The organism is Bradyrhizobium sp. 31Argb (assembly GCF_043638955.1).
In the GTDB taxonomy this organism is placed as follows: domain Bacteria; phylum Pseudomonadota; class Alphaproteobacteria; order Rhizobiales; family Xanthobacteraceae; genus Bradyrhizobium.
Map to the genome: position 1 here is coordinate 1 of NZ_JBEGDB010000175.1, position 16,620 is coordinate 16,620.

Genomic DNA, 16,620 nt, shown 5'->3' on the forward strand with positions numbered 1-16,620 from the left:
GATGGCCTTGACACGAACCATCCCATGTGAGGTTCTGGCAGGCTTCGACACCCGCCTCGATACGCCGCCTATCTCAGTCCGTCATCACCCAGTTTCCCGCATAGCTCCCTATGACGAGGTCGCCGAAGGGCCAATACCGGAAGTAGCCAGCCTAATCGATCACCCGGTCGATGCGGGCGCTGAACGTCGGCGAAAATTCGAGCGATCCGCTCCGTCAATCTTCCGCGCGCCAGGTGACTACCTATTCAAATGCCGCGATTGCAAGCACAACGGCGGCAAGGATCGGACCTGCATCGGCGACAAGCGGGCGATCATGTGCGCTGACTGCGCCTACGCACTGCCCAATGATCACGAACCTAGAAATATCGCCACGGACAAGCACCCGCAATCTGTGCGTTAGGAACTTTGTTCAATCTCAAGATCCTTCTAATATTTGCACTGCCGCAGGCAGGACAGAAGTACCAAGACTCACTTGCGATTACCCTCGGACCCGGACTGGGATTGCTACCGCACATCGTTCGATGACATTGAAAACCGTCACAAGCATCATAACCGATGAATGCAACTTCAGGGGCGGGATAACCTGAACAATACACTTTCGTTCCAGTCCAGCATTTGTCACCGTCCCCTTTTGAATCACTCCCCACGTATGTCATTCCCAGATCGGTGCAGTCTGCTGGCGACCCAAAGCGAAATGGGGCTGTCCCGATCCAGATTCCCCGGCTCCGCAAATGCATCCCTGGTTAGCAAGATAGCGCTTACTGCGAAGACTATCCTGAATAGGATCATAGAAGAGCCTCCCTATCTGTGACAGATGTGGAGGGGGATATCTGACCCACCGCAGAAGATATTTGAGCAACCAGAGACGCCTGTAAAGAAAGATCCGTATGTCGCACGACTCACCAGTGGTCAATCGCGCTCATTGCTTTCCTTTTGCTTGATGATTTCGCGGAGAGACTTCGGCCGCGGAGGTGACCTGTAGCGGCCCTCCCACGAGGCCGCGATCACGCCCTCGAAGGGAGCTTCCCCCGAGTGCAACTCGGCATTCCGCTATCGGTTGTGACTAGTTTAGCGTTCGCCGCGCCAGGCCCTGCCACCGAAATGCCCATGCCGATCCTCGACGAGACAACGCAGCCTGATCCGGCAGGGATGGAGGAGGTGCTAAATCGAAATGACCATCATACGCTGGATGCGAAGGACCATCACGGGTCGATGTCGCATTTGGGTCAAACTGAAGAAGAACGTGCGGTGATGGCCGAACAATTCGCAGGCGCATATTTGCTGAAGTAGAAATCCCGGCTTGGTCGGGGTGGGGTACCTGGCATTGCCGGCTACAAGGCGATCAACGCACTGGACTCTATGATCGGCCATCATACGCCGCGACACGAAGCTCTTGGTTGGGCTGCGGCGCGCGCATCGATGATGTGGCAAACTTCATTCCAGCTCGCCTGACCGCTGTTCTCTTCGTGCTGCGCGCCCCGGTCTTCGCAGGGTGGTCATGCATGATGCGCGATGCGAACCGGCGCCGCTCGATTAATGCCGGCTGGCTCGAAGCCGCCATAGCTGGAGCGCTCGGCGAGCGGCTCAGCGGTCCGCGAGCGTATCACGAGACCATCGCGGCGGGAACTCGAGGCGCTCGCGAGGGCTGAGCTCGCGATCGTGGTCAACCCGAACGATCCCGACGGAAAGCATCATGATCAGAGTGAACTTCTTTCGATCCTGCCGCGTGTCGGCCGTCTAGTGATCGACGAAAGCTTTACCGAGCTAGCCCTGGCTTATCACCTGCGCCCGATCAGTCCCTCTTCGCCGTCCTTGGTCGCCCTGATCTTTCGCGGACCATCTCCTTTTTCGCCATTTTGATGGCCTGGCGGGCGTCGGTGGAGCCCTCGGGCGCGACGATGTCCCCGTCCTCGGCGGCATCTGGTTCGGACATCATCCGGCGTGGTCCCTTTGGCTTGACAAGTTGCGGCCCAGAGCAAATGGTCGGCCCGCGTTGGTGCCTGTTCTGCGACAGGCGAAGAGGGAATGCGATAGGGCTCGAGCCAAACGGCTTGGCCTGAAAAGCAGCCGCCCCCGCGACCGTGACCGGAGAGATGCCCGAAGCCACTGATCCCCTGGGGATCGGGAAGGCGGGGATCGAAGGGAAAGACCCTGCTCCGCAAGCCGGGAGACCTGCCAGCGCAACGTTGAGACCGGCGGACGGGGTGTTCCGCGACGGGGAAAGCGAAGCCTCCTCAAGGACGGTTCGTGCACCTCATCGCTTCCCGCCGTCAATTCAGGAAGGGGCGATGATCGTCACTCTTCACGTTTGCATCACATGCCGCCCGGGCCAGACGCTCGGGGAAGGCGAGATTACGCCCGGTGCGCGCCTGCATGCCGCTATTCTCGACGCGGGCGTGCCTGACGGCGTCGTCGTTCCCGTCGAATGCCTGTCCGCCTGTAACCAGGGCTGCTCGGTCGCGCTCAGCGCGCCGGGACGGTGGTCCTATGTCTACGGTCGCTTGTCCGATGGCAACGCGCACGACGTGATTGCCGGCGCGTCAGCTTACGCGGCGGCACCCGATGGCATCGTGCCATGGCGCAGCCGGCCGGAGATCTTCCGCAAACAATCGCTCGCTCGCATTCCACCTATCGCCGCCCTGCCAGAAGCCGCGGAATGAACACGCTCGCAAAAGTCCCTGTCACGGTCGTCACTGGCTTGGCATCACTCTGGAAGACGCGCCGAAATTCGATCGCGGCTGCGCCGCGCGAGGCGTCATGAGTACGGTCGCTATCAAGGGCTGGTGCCCTGGCGCGTTGCGGCCGATGCAGTCAGGCGACGGGCTCGTGGTCCGCGTGCGCCCCTATGGCGGAAGGCTCGATGCGGCACAGGCGGCAGGGCTGGCTGATCTGGCAGAGTGTTACGGCAACGGCTTGATCGACTTGACCAGCCGGGCCAACTTCCAGATCAGAGGCGTGAGTGATCAGGGACACTTGTCTCTGCTCGACGGTCTCGCCCAATTGAAGCTGCTTGACCATGATCCGGAGGCCGAGTCGCATCGCAACATCCTGGTGACACCGTTCTGGGGCATAGGCGATGACACGCGTTCGCTCGCAGCCGAACTGGAGCAGGCCCTTGCCGGCAGTGGGCTAGCTCTTCCGACCAAATTTGGCTTCGCTGTCGATGACGGCAAGGAACGGGTGCTTGCTGGCGCATCCGCGGACATTCGGATCGAGCGTGGCCGCGCGGGCGGCCTTTTGGTGCGCGCCGATGGCGCTGAGTTTGGTCGCTCCGTTACGCGCGGCGACGCTGTGAGCGTTGCAGTCGCGCTTGCCGAATGGTTCATTACCTCAGGCGGCACCAGCGGCAGGCGAGGGCGCATGGCCGCCCACATCATGGCCGGCGCGAGATTGCCGGATGCACTGCTCGGTAGGACCGAGCCCGCACCGACGATCGCTGTGCCTCGTCCCGGTCTTTGTCCGCTGGGTGCGATGGTCGGCGTCGCATTCGGGCAACTGCCCCATTCGGCGCTTCGGCTTATTGCCGCAGATGCGCAAGGGTTGCGTATGACACCGTGGCGGATGATTCTTGCTGAGGGAGCACGCACGATGCCGCGCGGTGCGGACCTCATCACCGAGGCCGATGACCCAGCGCTTCGCGTCATCGCTTGCAGCGGCGCGCCGCGCTGCCGCGAGGCTCTTGCCGATACCCGCACGCTGGCTGCCGCGCTTGCGCCGCACATCGCCGCGGACGCGCGCCTCCACGTTTCGGGCTGCGCCAAGGGCTGCGCGCATTCCGGGGCGACCGCGATCACGCTGGTTGCGACCAGCGCCGGATTCGATCTCATCCGCGACGGCTCGCCGCGCGCCGCGCCAGTTATGCGTGGCTTGAGCCACGGCGTCATCATCGAAAATCCCTCCATGCTGGCGGGAGGACGCTGATGCCGCACATTTATGAAACCGACGGTGCAGCGATCTATCGACAGTCCTTTGCCACCATCCGCGCCGAGGCGGACTTGACGCGCTTCACGCCCGATGAAGAACAGGTGGTCGTGCGCATGATCCATGCCGCCGGCATGGTAGGGCTCGAGGCCCATATCCGTTTCACGCCCGGCATGGTGGCGGCGGCGCGGGATGCGCTGCAGGCCGGCGCGCCCGTACTTTGCGACACGCGTATGGTGTCCGAGGGCATTACACGCGCGCGGTTGCCGGCGGTCAATGCCATCGTCTGCACGCTCGGCGACCCCGCCGTTCACGTACTGGCACAATCCATGCGCGATACCCGTTCGGCCGCGGCACTGGAACTGTGGCGACCGCACCTCGATGGCGCCCTTGTCGCGATCGGCAACGCGCCCACCGCGCTGTTTCACCTCCTCAACATGCTGGAGGATCGCGATTGCCCGAGGCCGGCTGCAATCATTGGCTGTCCGGTCGGCTTCGTCGGCGCGGCTGAATCCAAGGCCGCGCTGATGGCCGATCCGCCGGCGCCCGCCCTGACAATTGAAGGACGCCTCGGCGGCTCGGCGATCACCGTCGCCGCCGTGAACGCGCTCGCGAGCCGGAGCGAATAGCGATGGGGCGCATCATTTGCTGCGGCCTCGGGCCAGGCAATCCGGACTTGATGAGCGTGCGCGCGGACCGCGAGGTGCGCGCAGCCAGGCACGTCGCCTATTTCCGCAAGAAAGGGCGTCCCGGTCAGGCCCGCCGCATTGTCGAAGGCATGCTGGCCGCCAATGTCTCCGAATATCCGATGGAATATCCGGTCACCACCGAGCTCTCCTTCGACAGTCCGGATTACCTTCGCGTGCTCGCCGGCTTCTATGAAGAATGGGCGGAGCGTCTGGCGCGGCTTGCGCTCGCGGTCGATGTCGTCGTGCTCTGCGAAGGCGATCCCTACTTCTATGGCTCCTTCATGCATTTGCACGCGGGCCTGCGAGGCCGCGTCGAGATCGAGGTGATCGCGGGCATTCCGGGCATGGCCGGCTGCTGGAATGTGGTCGGTCAGCCGATTGCGTTGGGCGATGACGTGACGACCGTCTTGATGGGCACAATGGCGGAGGATGAACTCGAACGGCGGATGCGCAATTCGGACGCGCTCGTCGTCATGAAGACCGGGCGCAACCTCCAAAAGGTGCGCCGTGCGCTCGCCTCCGCCGGTCGTCTCAATGATGCCTGGCTGGTCGAGCGCGGCACCATGCCGGGCGAGCGTGTCGCGCGGCTGGTCGATGTCGAGGAAACCGATTGCCCCTATTTTGCAATCGTGCTCGTGCATGGAACGGGATGGCGCGCGGACAACATCGCATGACGGGATCGCTGACGATCGCGGGACTTGGGCCGGGCGATGAGGCGCTGGTCACGCCGGAGGTGACGGCCGCGCTAGCTACCGCGACCGACATTCTGGGCTATGCGCCCTATGTCGCGCGCGTAGCGCCGCGCGAAGGGCTCACGTTCCATCCGTCGGACAATCGCATGGAGTTGCAACGCGCAGCCCACGCTTTGCGGCTGGCATCAGAGGGACGCAACGTGGTGCTGGTATCCTCTGGCGATTCCGGCATCTTTGCGATGGCTTCTGCCGTGTTCGAAGCGCTCGAAGAGACGCCGCAATACCAGGGGCTTCCGATCCGGGTGCTCCCTGGCGTGACCGCAATGCTGGCGGCGGCCGCGCGCGCCGGCGCGCCGCTCGGACACGATTTCTGTGCCATTAATCTCTCCGACAATCTGAAATCGTGGGCGGTGATCGAGAAACGGCTGCGGCTTGCGGCCGAAGCTGATTTTGCCATCGCGATGTACAATCCGCGCTCGGCGAGCCGGCTGGAGGGATTTGGACGCGCGCTCTCAGTGTTGAAGGAGGCCGGGTGCGGCGACCGTCTCGTGATATTCGCGCGCGCGGTCAGCACACCCGATGAGCGGATTGAAATGATCAAATTGAGCGAGGCGTTGCCCGAGATGGCCGACATGCGTACGCTCGTGATCATCGGCAATTCGGCGACGCGACGCGTTGGCCGCTGGGTCTATGCGCCGAGGCACGCCCGATGACCGAGCCATTGCATCACCTCGGCCACGCTTTCCATCCGCGTCCGCTCAGGCAGAGGCGGCCGCGAGATCATGATCACGGGAAGGCCGAGCGCACGCGCAGCGTCGATTTTTGCGCGCGCGCCTTCGCCCCCGGAATTGCGGGCGACAATCCATTCGATGCCGCGCGTGCGCATCATCTCCAGCTCACTTTGAAGAGTGAATGGCCCGCGCGACACGATGACGTCGGCATCGAATGGCAGTGCGCCCTCGGGCGGGTCGACGAATCGCAAGGTGTAGGCATGCTGCGGCTTCGCGCCGAACGGCGCGATGTGTTGCCGGCCGATGGCAAGAAAGACGCGCGCCCGATTTTCCGGCAAGGCGGCGACGGCGGACGCGACATCCGCAACCTCGATCCAGTTATCGTCAGTCGCCTTGGCCCAAGGCACACGCTCGATCGCGATCAGAGGCGTTCCGCTTGCCGCGCACGCGGCAGCCGCGTTGCGGCTCATTTCGGCCGCAAACGGATGGGTTGCATCAACGACATGCGTAATGGCTTCGCGGCGAATATAGTCGGCAAGTCCGTTCGCGCCGCCGAATCCACCGACGCGGGTGGGCAGTGGCTGGTCGGCGGGGTTGCGGGTGCGTCCGCCATAGGAGTAGATCGCTTCGAGGCCCGCCCGCGCAATTGCTGCAGCGAGCAAATTGGCCTCAGTCGTTCCGCCCAGAATGAGGGCGCGCGTCATGGCTGATCCCTGGCTGACCATCATCGGTATCGGCGAGGATGGCCTTGCCGGCCTCTCCGAGGCAAGCCGAAAGGCGCTTTTTGAAGCCGAAACCGTCTTTGGTGGCGAGCGCCATCTTGCGCTCGCAGGCATAACCGAACGCACCCGGCCCTGGCCAGTGCCGTTCGATGCCGACGCTGTGCTGAGCTGCCGCGGCCGCCCGACGGCGGTGCTCGCCTCGGGCGACCCGTTCTGGCATGGCGTCGGCGGCAGTCTTGCGGAGAAGCTCGAGGCAGGCGAGTGGATCGCGCATTCCGCGCCTTCGACATTCTCGCTCGCCGCAGCGCGGCTCGGCTGGCGTCTTGAGTCCGTCATCTGTCTCGGACTGCACGCCGCGCCGTTCGAACGGCTCGTGCCGCATCTCGCGCGCGGCGCACAGATCATTTGCCTGGTGCGCGATGCCAGGGCGGCTGGTGACCTTGCGAGATGGTTGACAGAGCAGGGGTGGGACGCATCGTCGTTCTGGACCCTCGCCGCGCTGGGCGGCCCACGTGAGAAGATCATGCAGCATCGCGCAGACAGCTATGCCGGTGATTTGGCCGATGGCCCGGTCGCGGTTGCGCTGAAGGCCAGCGGAGCACAAGGCATCACCCGCAGTTCGGGGCTGCCGGACGATCTCTTCGCGCATGATGGCCAGATGACGAAGCGGCCGGTGCGTGCGCTCGCTCTTTCGGCGCTGGCGCCGCGACTGGGCGAACGGTTGTGGGATATCGGCGCAGGCTCTGGCTCGATCTCGATCGAATGGGCGCTGTGCGGCGGGATCGCGGTGGCCGTCGAGGCGCGCGATGACCGCGCCGCGAACATCCGCCGCAATGCAGCGAGTTTCGGGCTGTCGCACCGGGTCACCGTCATTGGCGGGACTGCTCCCGACGCTCTCGCTGCACTTGAAACGCCGGATGCTGTGTTCCTCGGCGGAGGTCTCGACAGCGCGATGTTCGATGCCGTCTGGTCGCGCGTTGTCCCGGGTACGCGGCTGGTCGCGCACGCCATAACGCTCGAGACGGAAGCGTTTCTCGTGGAACTGCACCACCGCCACGGCGGCGGGTTGATGCGGATCGAGCTCGCGCATGCAGGACGACTCGGCCATTACCGCTCCTGGGAGGCGACACGGCCGGTCGTGCAATGGAGCGTGGTCAGATGAAGGTCGCGGGCTTGGGATTCCAACGCGACGCCACGCTCGACGCGCTCCGCGAAGCGCTCGTGGCGGCCGGCGGACCCGCCGGAATCGCGGCGGTGGCAACCGTTAGCGACAAGGCGGAAGCGGGTGCCCTGAAGTTGCTCGCGCGAGAATGCGGCGTGCCGATCAAGGCGATTCCAGCTGAAGTTCTGACAGGCATCGCAACGCCGACTCAGTCAAAACTCATCAGGGACAAGTTTGGCACGGGATCGGTCGCCGAGGCTGCCGCGCTCGCCGCGGCCGGCCGTCGCGCGCGGCTAATTTCGAGGCGGTCGATCTCGCAGGACCGGACGGCAACCGCTGCCATTGCGGAGGGAGACGGCGAATGACGGTGCATTTCATCGGTGCAGGGCCGGGCGCCGCGGATCTCTTGACCTTGCGTGGCCGCGATCTCATCGCCTCTTGTCCGATCTGTCTCTATGCCGGCTCGCTGGTGCCGGCGGGCGTGCTGGCGCATTGCCCGCAAGGCGCGCGAATCGTTAACACCGCGCCACTGTCGCTCGACGAGATCATCGCAGAAATCGCAGGTGCGCATGCCGACGGCAAGGATGTGGCACGGCTGCACTCGGGTGATCTCTCGATCTGGTCGGCGATGGGCGAACAATTGCGCCGCCTGCGCGCGCTCGGTATTTCATATTCCGTGACGCCGGGTGTTCCCGCCTTTTCCGCGGCCGCGGCAGCGCTGCAAGCTGAGCTGACATTGCCGGGGTTGGCCCAATCGGTGGTGCTGACGCGTACGCCGGGCCGGGCCAGCGCGATGCCGGAGGGCGAGAACCTCGCCGCGTTCGCCGCAACCGGCGCGGTGCTCGCCATTCATCTGTCGATCCATTTACTCGATAAGGTCGTCGCCGAACTCGCGCCGCATTACGGCGCGGACTGCCCGGTGGCGATCGTCTGGCGCGCGAGCTGGCCAGACCAGCGCATCGTCCGCGCCACGCTCGCCACAGTTGAAGCCGCTCTTGGTGCTGAGCTCGAGCGGACCGCACTCATCCTGGTGGGCAAGACCTTGGGTTCGGAGGAGTTTGCCGAGAGTCGTCTCTACGCCGCCGACTATGATCGCCGCTACCGGCCGATCGGGCCGGTACCGCGCTTTCCGGAGGCGTCGTGATGGGGGCGGGCCTCGTCATCTCGGCGCCGGCCTCCGGCGTCGGCAAGACGACGCTGACGCTGGCGCTCGCGCGCGCCTATCGCGACCGCGGATTGAAGGTGCAGTGCTTCAAGAGCGGGCCCGATTATATCGACCCGGCGTTTCATGCCGCCGCCGCCGGATGCCCGTCCGTCAACGTGGACAGTTGGGCGATGGATCGCGCGGCGATCGAGCACCTCGTTGGCCGTGGTGCGGATGCCGACCTCGTTCTAACCGAGGGTTCGATGGGCTTGTTTGACGGCGCGGCCGCACGCGGCGTCTCCGGCACCGGCGCCACCGCCGACATTGCCGAGATGATCGGTTGGCCAGTGCTGCTCGTGATCGATCCGTGCGGACAGGCCCAGACGGCCGCGGCCGTGGCCGCGGGTCTGCGCGATTTTCGCGCGGGTGTGCGCCTTGCCTGTGTCGTGTTGAATCGCGTCGCGAGTCCGCGCCACGAGGAGCTCGTGCGCAGTGCCTTCGCCAATGCCGGCATACCCGTGCTCGGGGCCTTGCCTCGCCACGCCGAAATCAGCTTGCCGAAACGGCATCTCGGCCTGGTGCAGGCGGAGGAGCAGGCTCAGATCAGTGGCCTGATCGGTGAGGCCGCGCGCTTCGTCAGCGCGCATGTCGATCTCGACGCCGTGCTGCAAGCGGCGTCCAGCTGGTCGCCGCAACCGTCCGCGCGCGGGCTCGGCGTCGATCCGCCCGGTCAACGCATTACGCTCGCTCGCGATGCGGCGTTCTCCTTTGTCTATCCGCATATGTTGGAGGCCTGGCGCTCCGCGGGCGCCGAGATCACGACCTTCTCGCCGCTCGCCGATGAAGGCCCCGATGAAAGCGCCGATGTGTGCTGGCTGCCCGGCGGCTATCCCGAACTGCACGCCGGCCGCCTCACGGCCAACGCACGATTTCGCACCGCTCTCCGCGCCTTTGCGGCGACGCGCCCCGTGCACGGCGAATGTGGGGGTTATATGGTGCTGGGTGCGGCTTTGGCGGATGCCGAAGGCGCGCGCCACGAGATGGTCGGCTTGCTCGGTCTGGAGACGAGCTTTGCCAAACGTCGCATGCACCTCGGCTATCGTCTCGCCGAGCTCGCGGCGCCGATCCCTGGACATCAAGCCGGCGCGCGCTTGCGTGGCCATGAGTTTCACTATTCCACGATCGTCGCACAGCCAGATACGCCGCTCGCAGTCGTCCGCGACGCGACCGGGGCGATCGTCGCCGAGACCGGCTCGCGGCGCGGTCACGCGACCGGCACATTCTTTCACCTGATTGCGGAGGACCGGTGAGGGGCTTCGTCTCTTTCATCTCCGCCGGTCCCGGCGATCCCGAGCTCCTGACGTTGAAAGGGGCCGCGCGGCTTCGCGAGGCCGACGTCGTACTCTATGACGATCTCGCGTCAGGCGCGATCCTCGACCGTGTCCGTCCCGGCGCCAATCTCGTCGCGGTTGGAAAACGCGCCGGCCGTCCCTCGACCAAGCAGCAGCATGTCAACCGGCTCCTGGTCGACTATGCCTCGACCGGCGCGCGCGTGGTGCGCCTGAAATCCGGCGATGCCGGCGTCTTCGGCCGTCTCGAAGAGGAGATCGAGACGCTGCGCGCGGCTGATATCGGCTATGAGATCATTCCCGGCGTGACCGCGGCCTGCGCTGCCGCCGCGCAGGCCGGCGTTCCGTTGACGCGACGCCACACGTCGCGCCGGGTCCAGTTCGTGACCGCAGCCGATGTCACCGGCGAATTGCCGCAAAATCTCAATTGGGCGGCCCTCGCCGATTCGGAAGCAACCACCGTGGTCTATATGGGCCGGCGGACATTCCCCGCTCTGGCGGCAAAGCTAATCGCGCATGGTCTTGCGCCTGATACCCCGGCGCTGCTTGCGGAATCCTTAGGCCACTCCGATGAGCGGCTTGTCCGCACCACCATCGCAGAGCTCGCCGAACGTCTTGCGCAAGCCGAAGCCGTGACCAAAGCCGCCGTCATTCTGTTCGGCGCGCTTGCAGGAGATTCTGCCTGATGATGTCGGCGTCCGCCCTCGCTCGCCCCTTGACGCCTGCTGTTCGAAAAGAGCACACAAGAGGGCATGGTGCTCGAAGCGGCGCAAAGCGCCGGAACATAATCGGGAATGGGGTAGGGCGGACCCATTGCGCGCGCCCGGAAGCCCCGGCCGCCCGTGGACCCAGGGCCGTCGGGTGTGACGGCAGGAAGGACTTGAGATCATGCATATCGAACCGGGAATCGTAACGGGCGCCAAGCTCGTGTTGAGTTATGCGACGGGCATCGCCGCGGGCGCTGTCGCGCTCAAGCTCGCGGTCGAGACCGTGCGCGAGCATGGCATCGGATCGTTGGCTGTGCGGATAATGGCCACGACAGCGCTTGTGCTCACGTTCTTCGAGATCCTGCCGCATTTCTCGGTCGGGGTCTCCGAGGTGCACTTCATCCTCGGCTCGACGTTGTTCTTATTGTTCGGCGCGGCGCCAGCTGCCTTGGGACTTGCGCTCGGTCTACTGTTGCAGGGACTATTCTTCGTGCCGACCGATCTGCCGCAATACGGCATGAACGTCACGACGCTGTTGGTGCCACTATTTGCGATCCAGGCGCTCGGCCAGCGCATCGTTCCACGCAACACGGCCTATGTGGACTTGCAATATCGCTTGCAATATCGCCAGGCCCTCGCGCTCTCGACTGCATACCAGTCGGGCATCGTGGCGTGGGTCGCCTTCTGGGCGCTCTATGGTGCGGGCTTTGGCGCCGCCAATCTCGCCAACATCGAGACCTTCGCGGCGTCCTATGCGCTAGTCGTATTGATCGAGCCGTTGGCCGATCTCGCCGTGTTGGCGCTCGCCAAATCGCTGCGTGCCGTGACCGCGGAGGGGTTCGTCACCCGCCGCCTGCACAACGCTGCCTAGAGACAATGCGAACGGCGGCCGCCATGGCCGCTCTTCGCTCAAGCAATGCTCACGATCTCCTTGATAGGCATCGGTTGCGGCGATCCCGAGCAACTCACGCTCGCGGCAATCCGTGCCATCAACGCAGCCGATCTCATTCTCATTCCGCGCAAGGGAATGGCGAAGTCCGAGCTCGCCGAATTGCGGCGGGCCATTTGCAAAGACGTACTTACCAATGCAGCGGCACGCATCGCGGAATTCGACCTGCCGGTTCGTGACGCAGACGAAACGGATTACCGCAAGCGCGTGGACGAATGGCACGACGCGGTCGCCGCAACCTGGTCGCAGACGATCACCGGCCATTTGGGACGCGAGGGGCGGATTGCGCTGCTGATCTGGGGCGATCCTTCGCTCTATGACTCGTCCCTGCGCATCGCGCGACGGCTCGATCCCACACCTATGATCGAAGTGATCCCCGGCATAACGTCGATCCAGGCATTGTGCGCGGCCCACGCGCTGCCGTTGAACGATGTCGGCGAGCCTTTTCTGGTCACGACGGGACGGCGGTTGCGCGAAGGCGGCTGGCCGCCCGGCACCGATACCGTGGTCGTGATGCTCGACGGTGGCACGGCGTTTCAGTCGCTCGACGCGCACGGCCTGCACATCTGGTGGGGCGCCTATCTCGGTACGCCGGATCAGATCATTATGTCGGGCGAGCTATCCGAGATGGGTCCGCGCATCACTGCCGCGCGGCAGGAGGCGCGCGCACGGCACGGGTGGATCATGGACAGCTACATTCTCAAACGTAGATCGTGAAGCGGCCATTCGTCGCGCGAACGGAACAGAGGTACGGCAACATGCTCCCTCAATGGGTCTATCAGAAGTGCCCCGGAATCTCTGCCGTCCATCGCGAGGCGGCCGTCGCGGTTGCTCTAAAACTGTCCGCTAGGATCGCAGTCGCCGCCAACCTATCACGATACCGCTCGTCGACACGACGATTCCAATGAGCGACAGGAGCACCATCACGGTGTCCCATGCCGGGCGATGGCGCAGCAGCAGCGGAAAATCTAGACTGTGCATGGCATTGAATAGCCAGCGATACGTCCGGCGGCTATTGTCGACGCGGCCGAGAATGTCGCCATTGCGCGGATCAATGTAGAACCAGCTCTGAGCCGCGTCCTCGAAGCCCACGCGCAGCACCGGCAGAGGGCGCTCATTGTGATGCGAATACCAATAAGCATCGAACCACGTTTGTGGGTGCGCTTCTCGATCCGAAGCCGGTGAACGCGCACTTGCAGGACACCATTCGTCGTTACCGCAAGCTCATGGGGAATGAGGAGCGAGAGCCTGAAAGCCGCCCGCAGGGTAGGAGGGCGGCTATACGCTAAAGCGTATTTATATGGTGTATACGCTGAAAGGTATATCCATTTTTAACCTCTGAAGCGTATATTGACATTTAACCTCTAGAGCGTATATGGCGTGCCTAGAGAGGTACGCCGTGGACCAGATCGCCCGAACGCCCAAGCAAATCGGAGATGCCATCCGCCGGCAACGCCGCAACCTTGGCCTGAACCAGACCCGCGTCAGGGACAAGACAAAGCTACGGCAAGCAACTATCTCGGCCGTCGAGAGTGGCGCGCCCGGGACTCAGCTCGGAACGCTTTGTGATATTCTCGCAGCGCTCGACCTCGAGTTCGTTATCCGTCCCAGGACGAAGGCAAAGCCGGCCGAGATCGAGGACATCTTTTGATGGCTCGCCCGCGGCGGCATATCCCGCTCAATGTCTTCTTGAACGGCCGTCTCGTCGGGCGCCTGAACAGGCAATCCAGCGGCGCAATCGACTTTCAGTACGATCCGTCCTGGCTTGCCTGGGAGCATGCGCTGCCCGTGTCGCTATCTCTGCCTCTGCGTGAGGACCGCTATATCGGTGCGCCTGTCATCGCCGTCTTCGACAATCTCCTGCCCGACAGCACGCCCATCCGTCGTCGCATGGCGGAGCGAGTCCACGCTCAGGGCATCGACGCTTACGACCTACTTGCCCCTGTCGGACGGGATTGCGTCGGCGCACTGCAATTCCTGCCGGACGGTATCGAACCCGGCGCCGCCGGTGCTGTCGACGGCAGACCTGTTAACGACAAGGAAATCGCGCAGCTTCTCGGCGACCTTGCATCGGCTCCCCTTGGGCTTGGCGAGGACGAGGACTTTCGGATCTCGATCGCCGGCGCCCAGGAAAAGACCGCGCTCTTGTTCTGGAAAGGGCGTTGGTACAAGCCGCTGGCGACTACAGCTACGACGCACATCCTCAAACCGCAGATTGGCCGACTGCCGAACGGCATCGATCTTTCCTACAGCGTCGAGAATGAGTTCTTCTGTCTCAAGCTGACAGCCGCCCTTGGGTTTCCGAGCGCCCCGGTCGCCATTGAGGAGTTTGAGGGTAACCGCGTGCTCGTGGTCGAGCGGTTCGATCGCCGCTGGACCAGCGACAACCGTCTCCTGCGTTTGCCCCAAGAGGATTGCTGCCAGGCTTTGTCCGTGCCGCCATCCTTGAAATACGAATCCGAGGGCGGGCCCGGTATTCCAGCTATCCTCAATCTGCTGAAAGGGAGCGATCAGCCAGAGGCAGATCAAACGACGTTTCTGAAAGCCGTGATTGCCTTCTGGCTTCTCGGTGCCACGGATGGGCACGCCAAAAATTTCAGCGTCTTTCTCTCTCCCGGCGGTCGCTTCCGCATGACCCCGCTCTACGATGTGATCTCAGCGCAGCCCAGCCTCGACGCAGGCCAGATCAAGCGTAACAAGATGAAGCTGGCCATGGCCGTCGGTGATAGCCGTCACTACGTCGTCGACAGCGTCATGCCGCGCCATTTTGTCCAGACCGCTGCCAAGGCAGGGATTGGCGCGGGACTCGTGACCGCGATCTTCGATGAGCTGCGCGCACAGGCGCCGGCGGCGGTCGAACAGGTCACCGCGGCGCTCCCGAAGGCATTTCCTGCCGAAGTCGCTGATAGCATCAATAATGGGGTCAAGGCTCGTCTGCGCAGGTTGGAGGATGCGTGATGCCAAAGATCGATGTGCCACCAGTTAATCGAAGCCGAGGGGCATCTCTGCCCATCGCCACGCTGGACCAGCGAGATTGATCATGGGGCCAAAGCTCGATTCAGCGATGCTCCAGAACTGGAATCTGGCCCCATTCACCTATGAGAATCCCGAGGGCACAACATTCTTTGCCCCCGAGCGATCCTGCCTGGAGCTCGCCGACACGCCCCAAACGGCCCTGGCGGTCTCGATCGCGCGCCGTTCGCGATTCCTGTCGCGCACAAAGGAAGCGGCAGCCGGCCTCGACATGCGGATGTTGAAGACCCCCGTCGAGGGGAAGTTCATCGACCTGCGCACCGTGTCGGCCGAACTTCCGCGAGAGCAACGCTGGTCATTGGGCAACGCGGTCCCAGCCGACATCGACGGTGTCCTGTTTCGGCCGGCCGAGCGCCCCACGGCAACGGCGATTGCCGTCCTCAAGGGACAGGCGCTCGGCCGATCGATTCAGACAACGCACTATCGCTTTGAATGGAACGGCGTTCGCATCGACAGGCTCTACGCCTTCGACGAGGAAGGTACTGTCCTGCAACCCGAGATTCTCGCGGGAAAGGAGGAGGTTCTTGCAGCGTAGAATCGAAATGGCGCTGTCCTGGGCAAAGGCCGTTTGGCGCGCGATCTGGTCACGCCGACCATTCACGCCGCGTCGCTCGCCCACGCAACGACACACGCCGGAACCGCGGACCCGCCTTGCGCATTGGCGGGGGACCGGTTCAGCACCAGCAGGCCATTGGACCGCCTGTCACCCCTCCACCGAGCACATCTTCAAGGCCGAGGTCACGTGTTCGCATGGTCACCGACTTACACTCAAGGGGCATTCCATCAGCGCCAGGGGCCAGGTTCAGCCGAGCGTGATTTGCAGGCATCCCGGCTGCGACTTCCACGAATTCGTCATGCTCGACAACTGGTCGCACCGGCGAGCGGCGCAGACCGCGCTGCCGCGCTAGCGAGAACGGGCAACCAGGGTCCTCGGCAACATGAAGCGTCACACCGTCATCGTCGAGGGCACTCTCTCCTTTCGCATGCAACGTGTCGCAGCGGCGCGTGCGGGAGACCACGGCCGCGATGTCGCCACACTACCGCTGCTCGCGGCCCGCCTCGCGGGTGGCTTCAGCCGACCCGCCGATCACGCCACCCTTGTCCCCATCGTCGGTCGAGCGCTCGCGGAGCTCGCGTTCGAAGAGCTTGAGGCAGTCAAGACCAGGCCCGGCATGGCGCGGGCCGTGCTTGCAGTCCTGGCGCGCGTATGGGCCGCAGACATTCGATTCGATGATCCGCTTTATGCGAGCGCCCGCCTGCTCGATCTGGGGCGCATCGAGACCTATCTGCGCGACCAACTGCCCATCGGCGCGCTGCCTCCGGACCTTCGCGACCAGGCGATTGTGGGTGTAGGACATGCGCCTGCGACCATCGGCAGCCTGCATTTCCACCGGCTGATCTCCATCGACCCGCTATGGCGACCGTGTGAATAAGCGCCGAACTCTGACCCCCCGTATTGCCTCACCTGAGGATGTTACTTTCGCTTGACGGATGTAGCTCCGACTGTCGGCCGGTCCGAGG

20 protein-coding genes, 2 pseudogenes and 1 riboswitch are annotated in these 16,620 nt (G+C 64.0%); of the genes and pseudogenes, 20 read left to right on the forward strand and 2 right to left on the reverse strand.

The window, feature by feature from the left end:
* From AAFX91_RS27430 to cobJ, 9 genes and pseudogenes are all read left to right on the forward strand, one after another.
* Window positions 1–400: hypothetical protein (locus tag AAFX91_RS27430; RefSeq protein ID WP_394568724.1), on the forward strand; the 400-nt coding region annotated here is incomplete at its 5' end.
* A gap of 707 nt (window positions 401–1,107) precedes the next feature.
* The gene (locus tag AAFX91_RS27435; protein WP_028162308.1) at window positions 1,108–1,290 is read left to right on the forward strand and encodes a hypothetical protein; all 183 of its coding nucleotides are present in this window, start codon (window positions 1,108–1,110) and stop codon (window positions 1,288–1,290) included.
* Window positions 1,291–1,311: 21 nt separating this feature from the next.
* Window positions 1,312–1,607: pseudogene (locus tag AAFX91_RS27440) on the forward strand (CobD/CbiB family cobalamin biosynthesis protein); the annotation flags it as partial.
* Between the two features lie 52 nt (window positions 1,608–1,659).
* Window positions 1,660–1,860: a hypothetical protein gene (locus tag AAFX91_RS27445; protein ID WP_207231130.1), complete on the forward strand. Its 201-nt coding sequence runs from the start codon at window positions 1,660–1,662 to the stop codon at window positions 1,858–1,860.
* Between the two features lie 117 nt (window positions 1,861–1,977).
* Window positions 1,978–2,195, forward strand: a riboswitch (cobalamin riboswitch).
* Window positions 2,196–2,288: 93 nt separating this feature from the next.
* On the forward strand, window positions 2,289–2,660 hold the full coding sequence (locus AAFX91_RS27450) for a DUF1636 domain-containing protein (protein ID WP_130229647.1): 372 nt from the start codon (window positions 2,289–2,291) through the stop codon (window positions 2,658–2,660).
* A 97-nt stretch (window positions 2,661–2,757) separates the two neighbouring features.
* Window positions 2,758–3,921, forward strand: coding sequence for a precorrin-3B synthase (gene cobG, locus AAFX91_RS27455; protein ID WP_028162311.1), 1,164 nt, complete (start codon window positions 2,758–2,760; stop codon window positions 3,919–3,921).
* Entirely contained in the window at window positions 3,921–4,550 is a 630-nt protein-coding gene (locus AAFX91_RS27460; protein ID WP_028162312.1) for a precorrin-8X methylmutase, read from the forward strand. The genes cobG and AAFX91_RS27460 overlap by 1 nt, the downstream gene beginning before the upstream one ends.
* Before the next feature lie 2 nt (window positions 4,551–4,552).
* The gene (locus AAFX91_RS27465) at window positions 4,553–5,284 is read left to right on the forward strand and encodes a precorrin-2 C(20)-methyltransferase (protein WP_028162313.1); all 732 of its coding nucleotides are present in this window, start codon (window positions 4,553–4,555) and stop codon (window positions 5,282–5,284) included.
* Entirely contained in the window at window positions 5,281–6,015 is a 735-nt protein-coding gene (gene cobJ / locus AAFX91_RS27470) for a precorrin-3B C(17)-methyltransferase (protein ID WP_028162314.1), read from the forward strand. Before AAFX91_RS27465 ends, cobJ begins: the two co-directional genes overlap by 4 nt.
* Here the strand turns inward: cobJ and AAFX91_RS27475 are convergent.
* Entirely contained in the window at window positions 5,991–6,737 is a 747-nt protein-coding gene (locus AAFX91_RS27475; protein WP_028162315.1) for a cobalt-precorrin-6A reductase, read from the reverse strand. The two genes, cobJ and AAFX91_RS27475, sit on opposite strands and share 25 nt — an antisense overlap.
* Here AAFX91_RS27475 and AAFX91_RS27480 point away from each other — a divergent pair.
* The 7 genes from AAFX91_RS27480 to cobF all read left to right on the forward strand — a co-directional run bounded on the left by AAFX91_RS27480 (window position 6,736) and on the right by cobF (window position 12,783).
* Window positions 6,736–7,917, forward strand: a complete 1,182-nt coding sequence (locus AAFX91_RS27480) for a bifunctional cobalt-precorrin-7 (C(5))-methyltransferase/cobalt-precorrin-6B (C(15))-methyltransferase (protein ID WP_028162316.1) — start codon at window positions 6,736–6,738, stop codon at window positions 7,915–7,917. The two genes, AAFX91_RS27475 and AAFX91_RS27480, sit on opposite strands and share 2 nt — an antisense overlap.
* Window positions 7,914–8,282, forward strand: a complete 369-nt coding sequence (locus tag AAFX91_RS27485; RefSeq protein WP_028162317.1) for a cobalamin biosynthesis protein — start codon at window positions 7,914–7,916, stop codon at window positions 8,280–8,282. Before AAFX91_RS27480 ends, AAFX91_RS27485 begins: the two co-directional genes overlap by 4 nt.
* On the forward strand, window positions 8,279–9,061 hold the full coding sequence (cobM, locus tag AAFX91_RS27490) for a precorrin-4 C(11)-methyltransferase (RefSeq protein WP_028162318.1): 783 nt from the start codon (window positions 8,279–8,281) through the stop codon (window positions 9,059–9,061). The genes AAFX91_RS27485 and cobM overlap by 4 nt, the downstream gene beginning before the upstream one ends.
* On the forward strand, window positions 9,061–10,371 hold the full coding sequence (locus tag AAFX91_RS27495) for a cobyrinate a,c-diamide synthase (RefSeq protein WP_028162319.1): 1,311 nt from the start codon (window positions 9,061–9,063) through the stop codon (window positions 10,369–10,371). The genes cobM and AAFX91_RS27495 overlap by 1 nt, the downstream gene beginning before the upstream one ends.
* Window positions 10,368–11,096, forward strand: a complete 729-nt coding sequence (cobA, locus tag AAFX91_RS27500; protein ID WP_028162320.1) for a uroporphyrinogen-III C-methyltransferase — start codon at window positions 10,368–10,370, stop codon at window positions 11,094–11,096. Before AAFX91_RS27495 ends, cobA begins: the two co-directional genes overlap by 4 nt.
* A gap of 202 nt (window positions 11,097–11,298) precedes the next feature.
* Window positions 11,299–11,988 carry an energy-coupling factor ABC transporter permease gene (locus tag AAFX91_RS27505; RefSeq protein WP_394568725.1) on the forward strand — a complete coding sequence of 230 codons (690 nt, stop codon included), beginning with the start codon at window positions 11,299–11,301 and terminating at the stop codon, window positions 11,986–11,988.
* 45 nt (window positions 11,989–12,033) lie between these two features.
* The gene (cobF, locus tag AAFX91_RS27510) at window positions 12,034–12,783 is read left to right on the forward strand and encodes a precorrin-6A synthase (deacetylating) (protein WP_028162322.1); all 750 of its coding nucleotides are present in this window, start codon (window positions 12,034–12,036) and stop codon (window positions 12,781–12,783) included.
* Window positions 12,784–12,912: 129 nt separating this feature from the next.
* Here the strand turns inward: cobF and AAFX91_RS27515 are convergent.
* Window positions 12,913–13,245 (reverse strand): annotated as a pseudogene (locus tag AAFX91_RS27515) (PepSY domain-containing protein); the annotation flags it as partial.
* A 220-nt stretch (window positions 13,246–13,465) separates the two neighbouring features.
* Here AAFX91_RS27515 and AAFX91_RS27520 point away from each other — a divergent pair.
* From AAFX91_RS27520 to AAFX91_RS27535, 4 genes are all read left to right on the forward strand, one after another.
* A complete protein-coding gene (locus AAFX91_RS27520; protein WP_028162324.1) occupies window positions 13,466–13,717 on the forward strand; it encodes a helix-turn-helix domain-containing protein in 252 nt (83 codons plus the stop codon).
* The gene (locus tag AAFX91_RS27525) at window positions 13,717–15,024 is read left to right on the forward strand and encodes a type II toxin-antitoxin system HipA family toxin (RefSeq protein ID WP_130581641.1); all 1,308 of its coding nucleotides are present in this window, start codon (window positions 13,717–13,719) and stop codon (window positions 15,022–15,024) included. The genes AAFX91_RS27520 and AAFX91_RS27525 overlap by 1 nt, the downstream gene beginning before the upstream one ends.
* Window positions 15,025–15,106: 82 nt before the next feature.
* Window positions 15,107–15,634: an RES family NAD+ phosphorylase gene (locus tag AAFX91_RS27530; protein ID WP_051396547.1), complete on the forward strand. Its 528-nt coding sequence runs from the start codon at window positions 15,107–15,109 to the stop codon at window positions 15,632–15,634.
* Window positions 15,635–16,037: 403 nt separating this feature from the next.
* Complete coding sequence (locus AAFX91_RS27535; protein ID WP_028162326.1) at window positions 16,038–16,532, forward strand: hypothetical protein; 495 nt, start codon at window positions 16,038–16,040, stop codon at window positions 16,530–16,532.
* Window positions 16,533–16,620 lie beyond the last annotated feature (88 nt).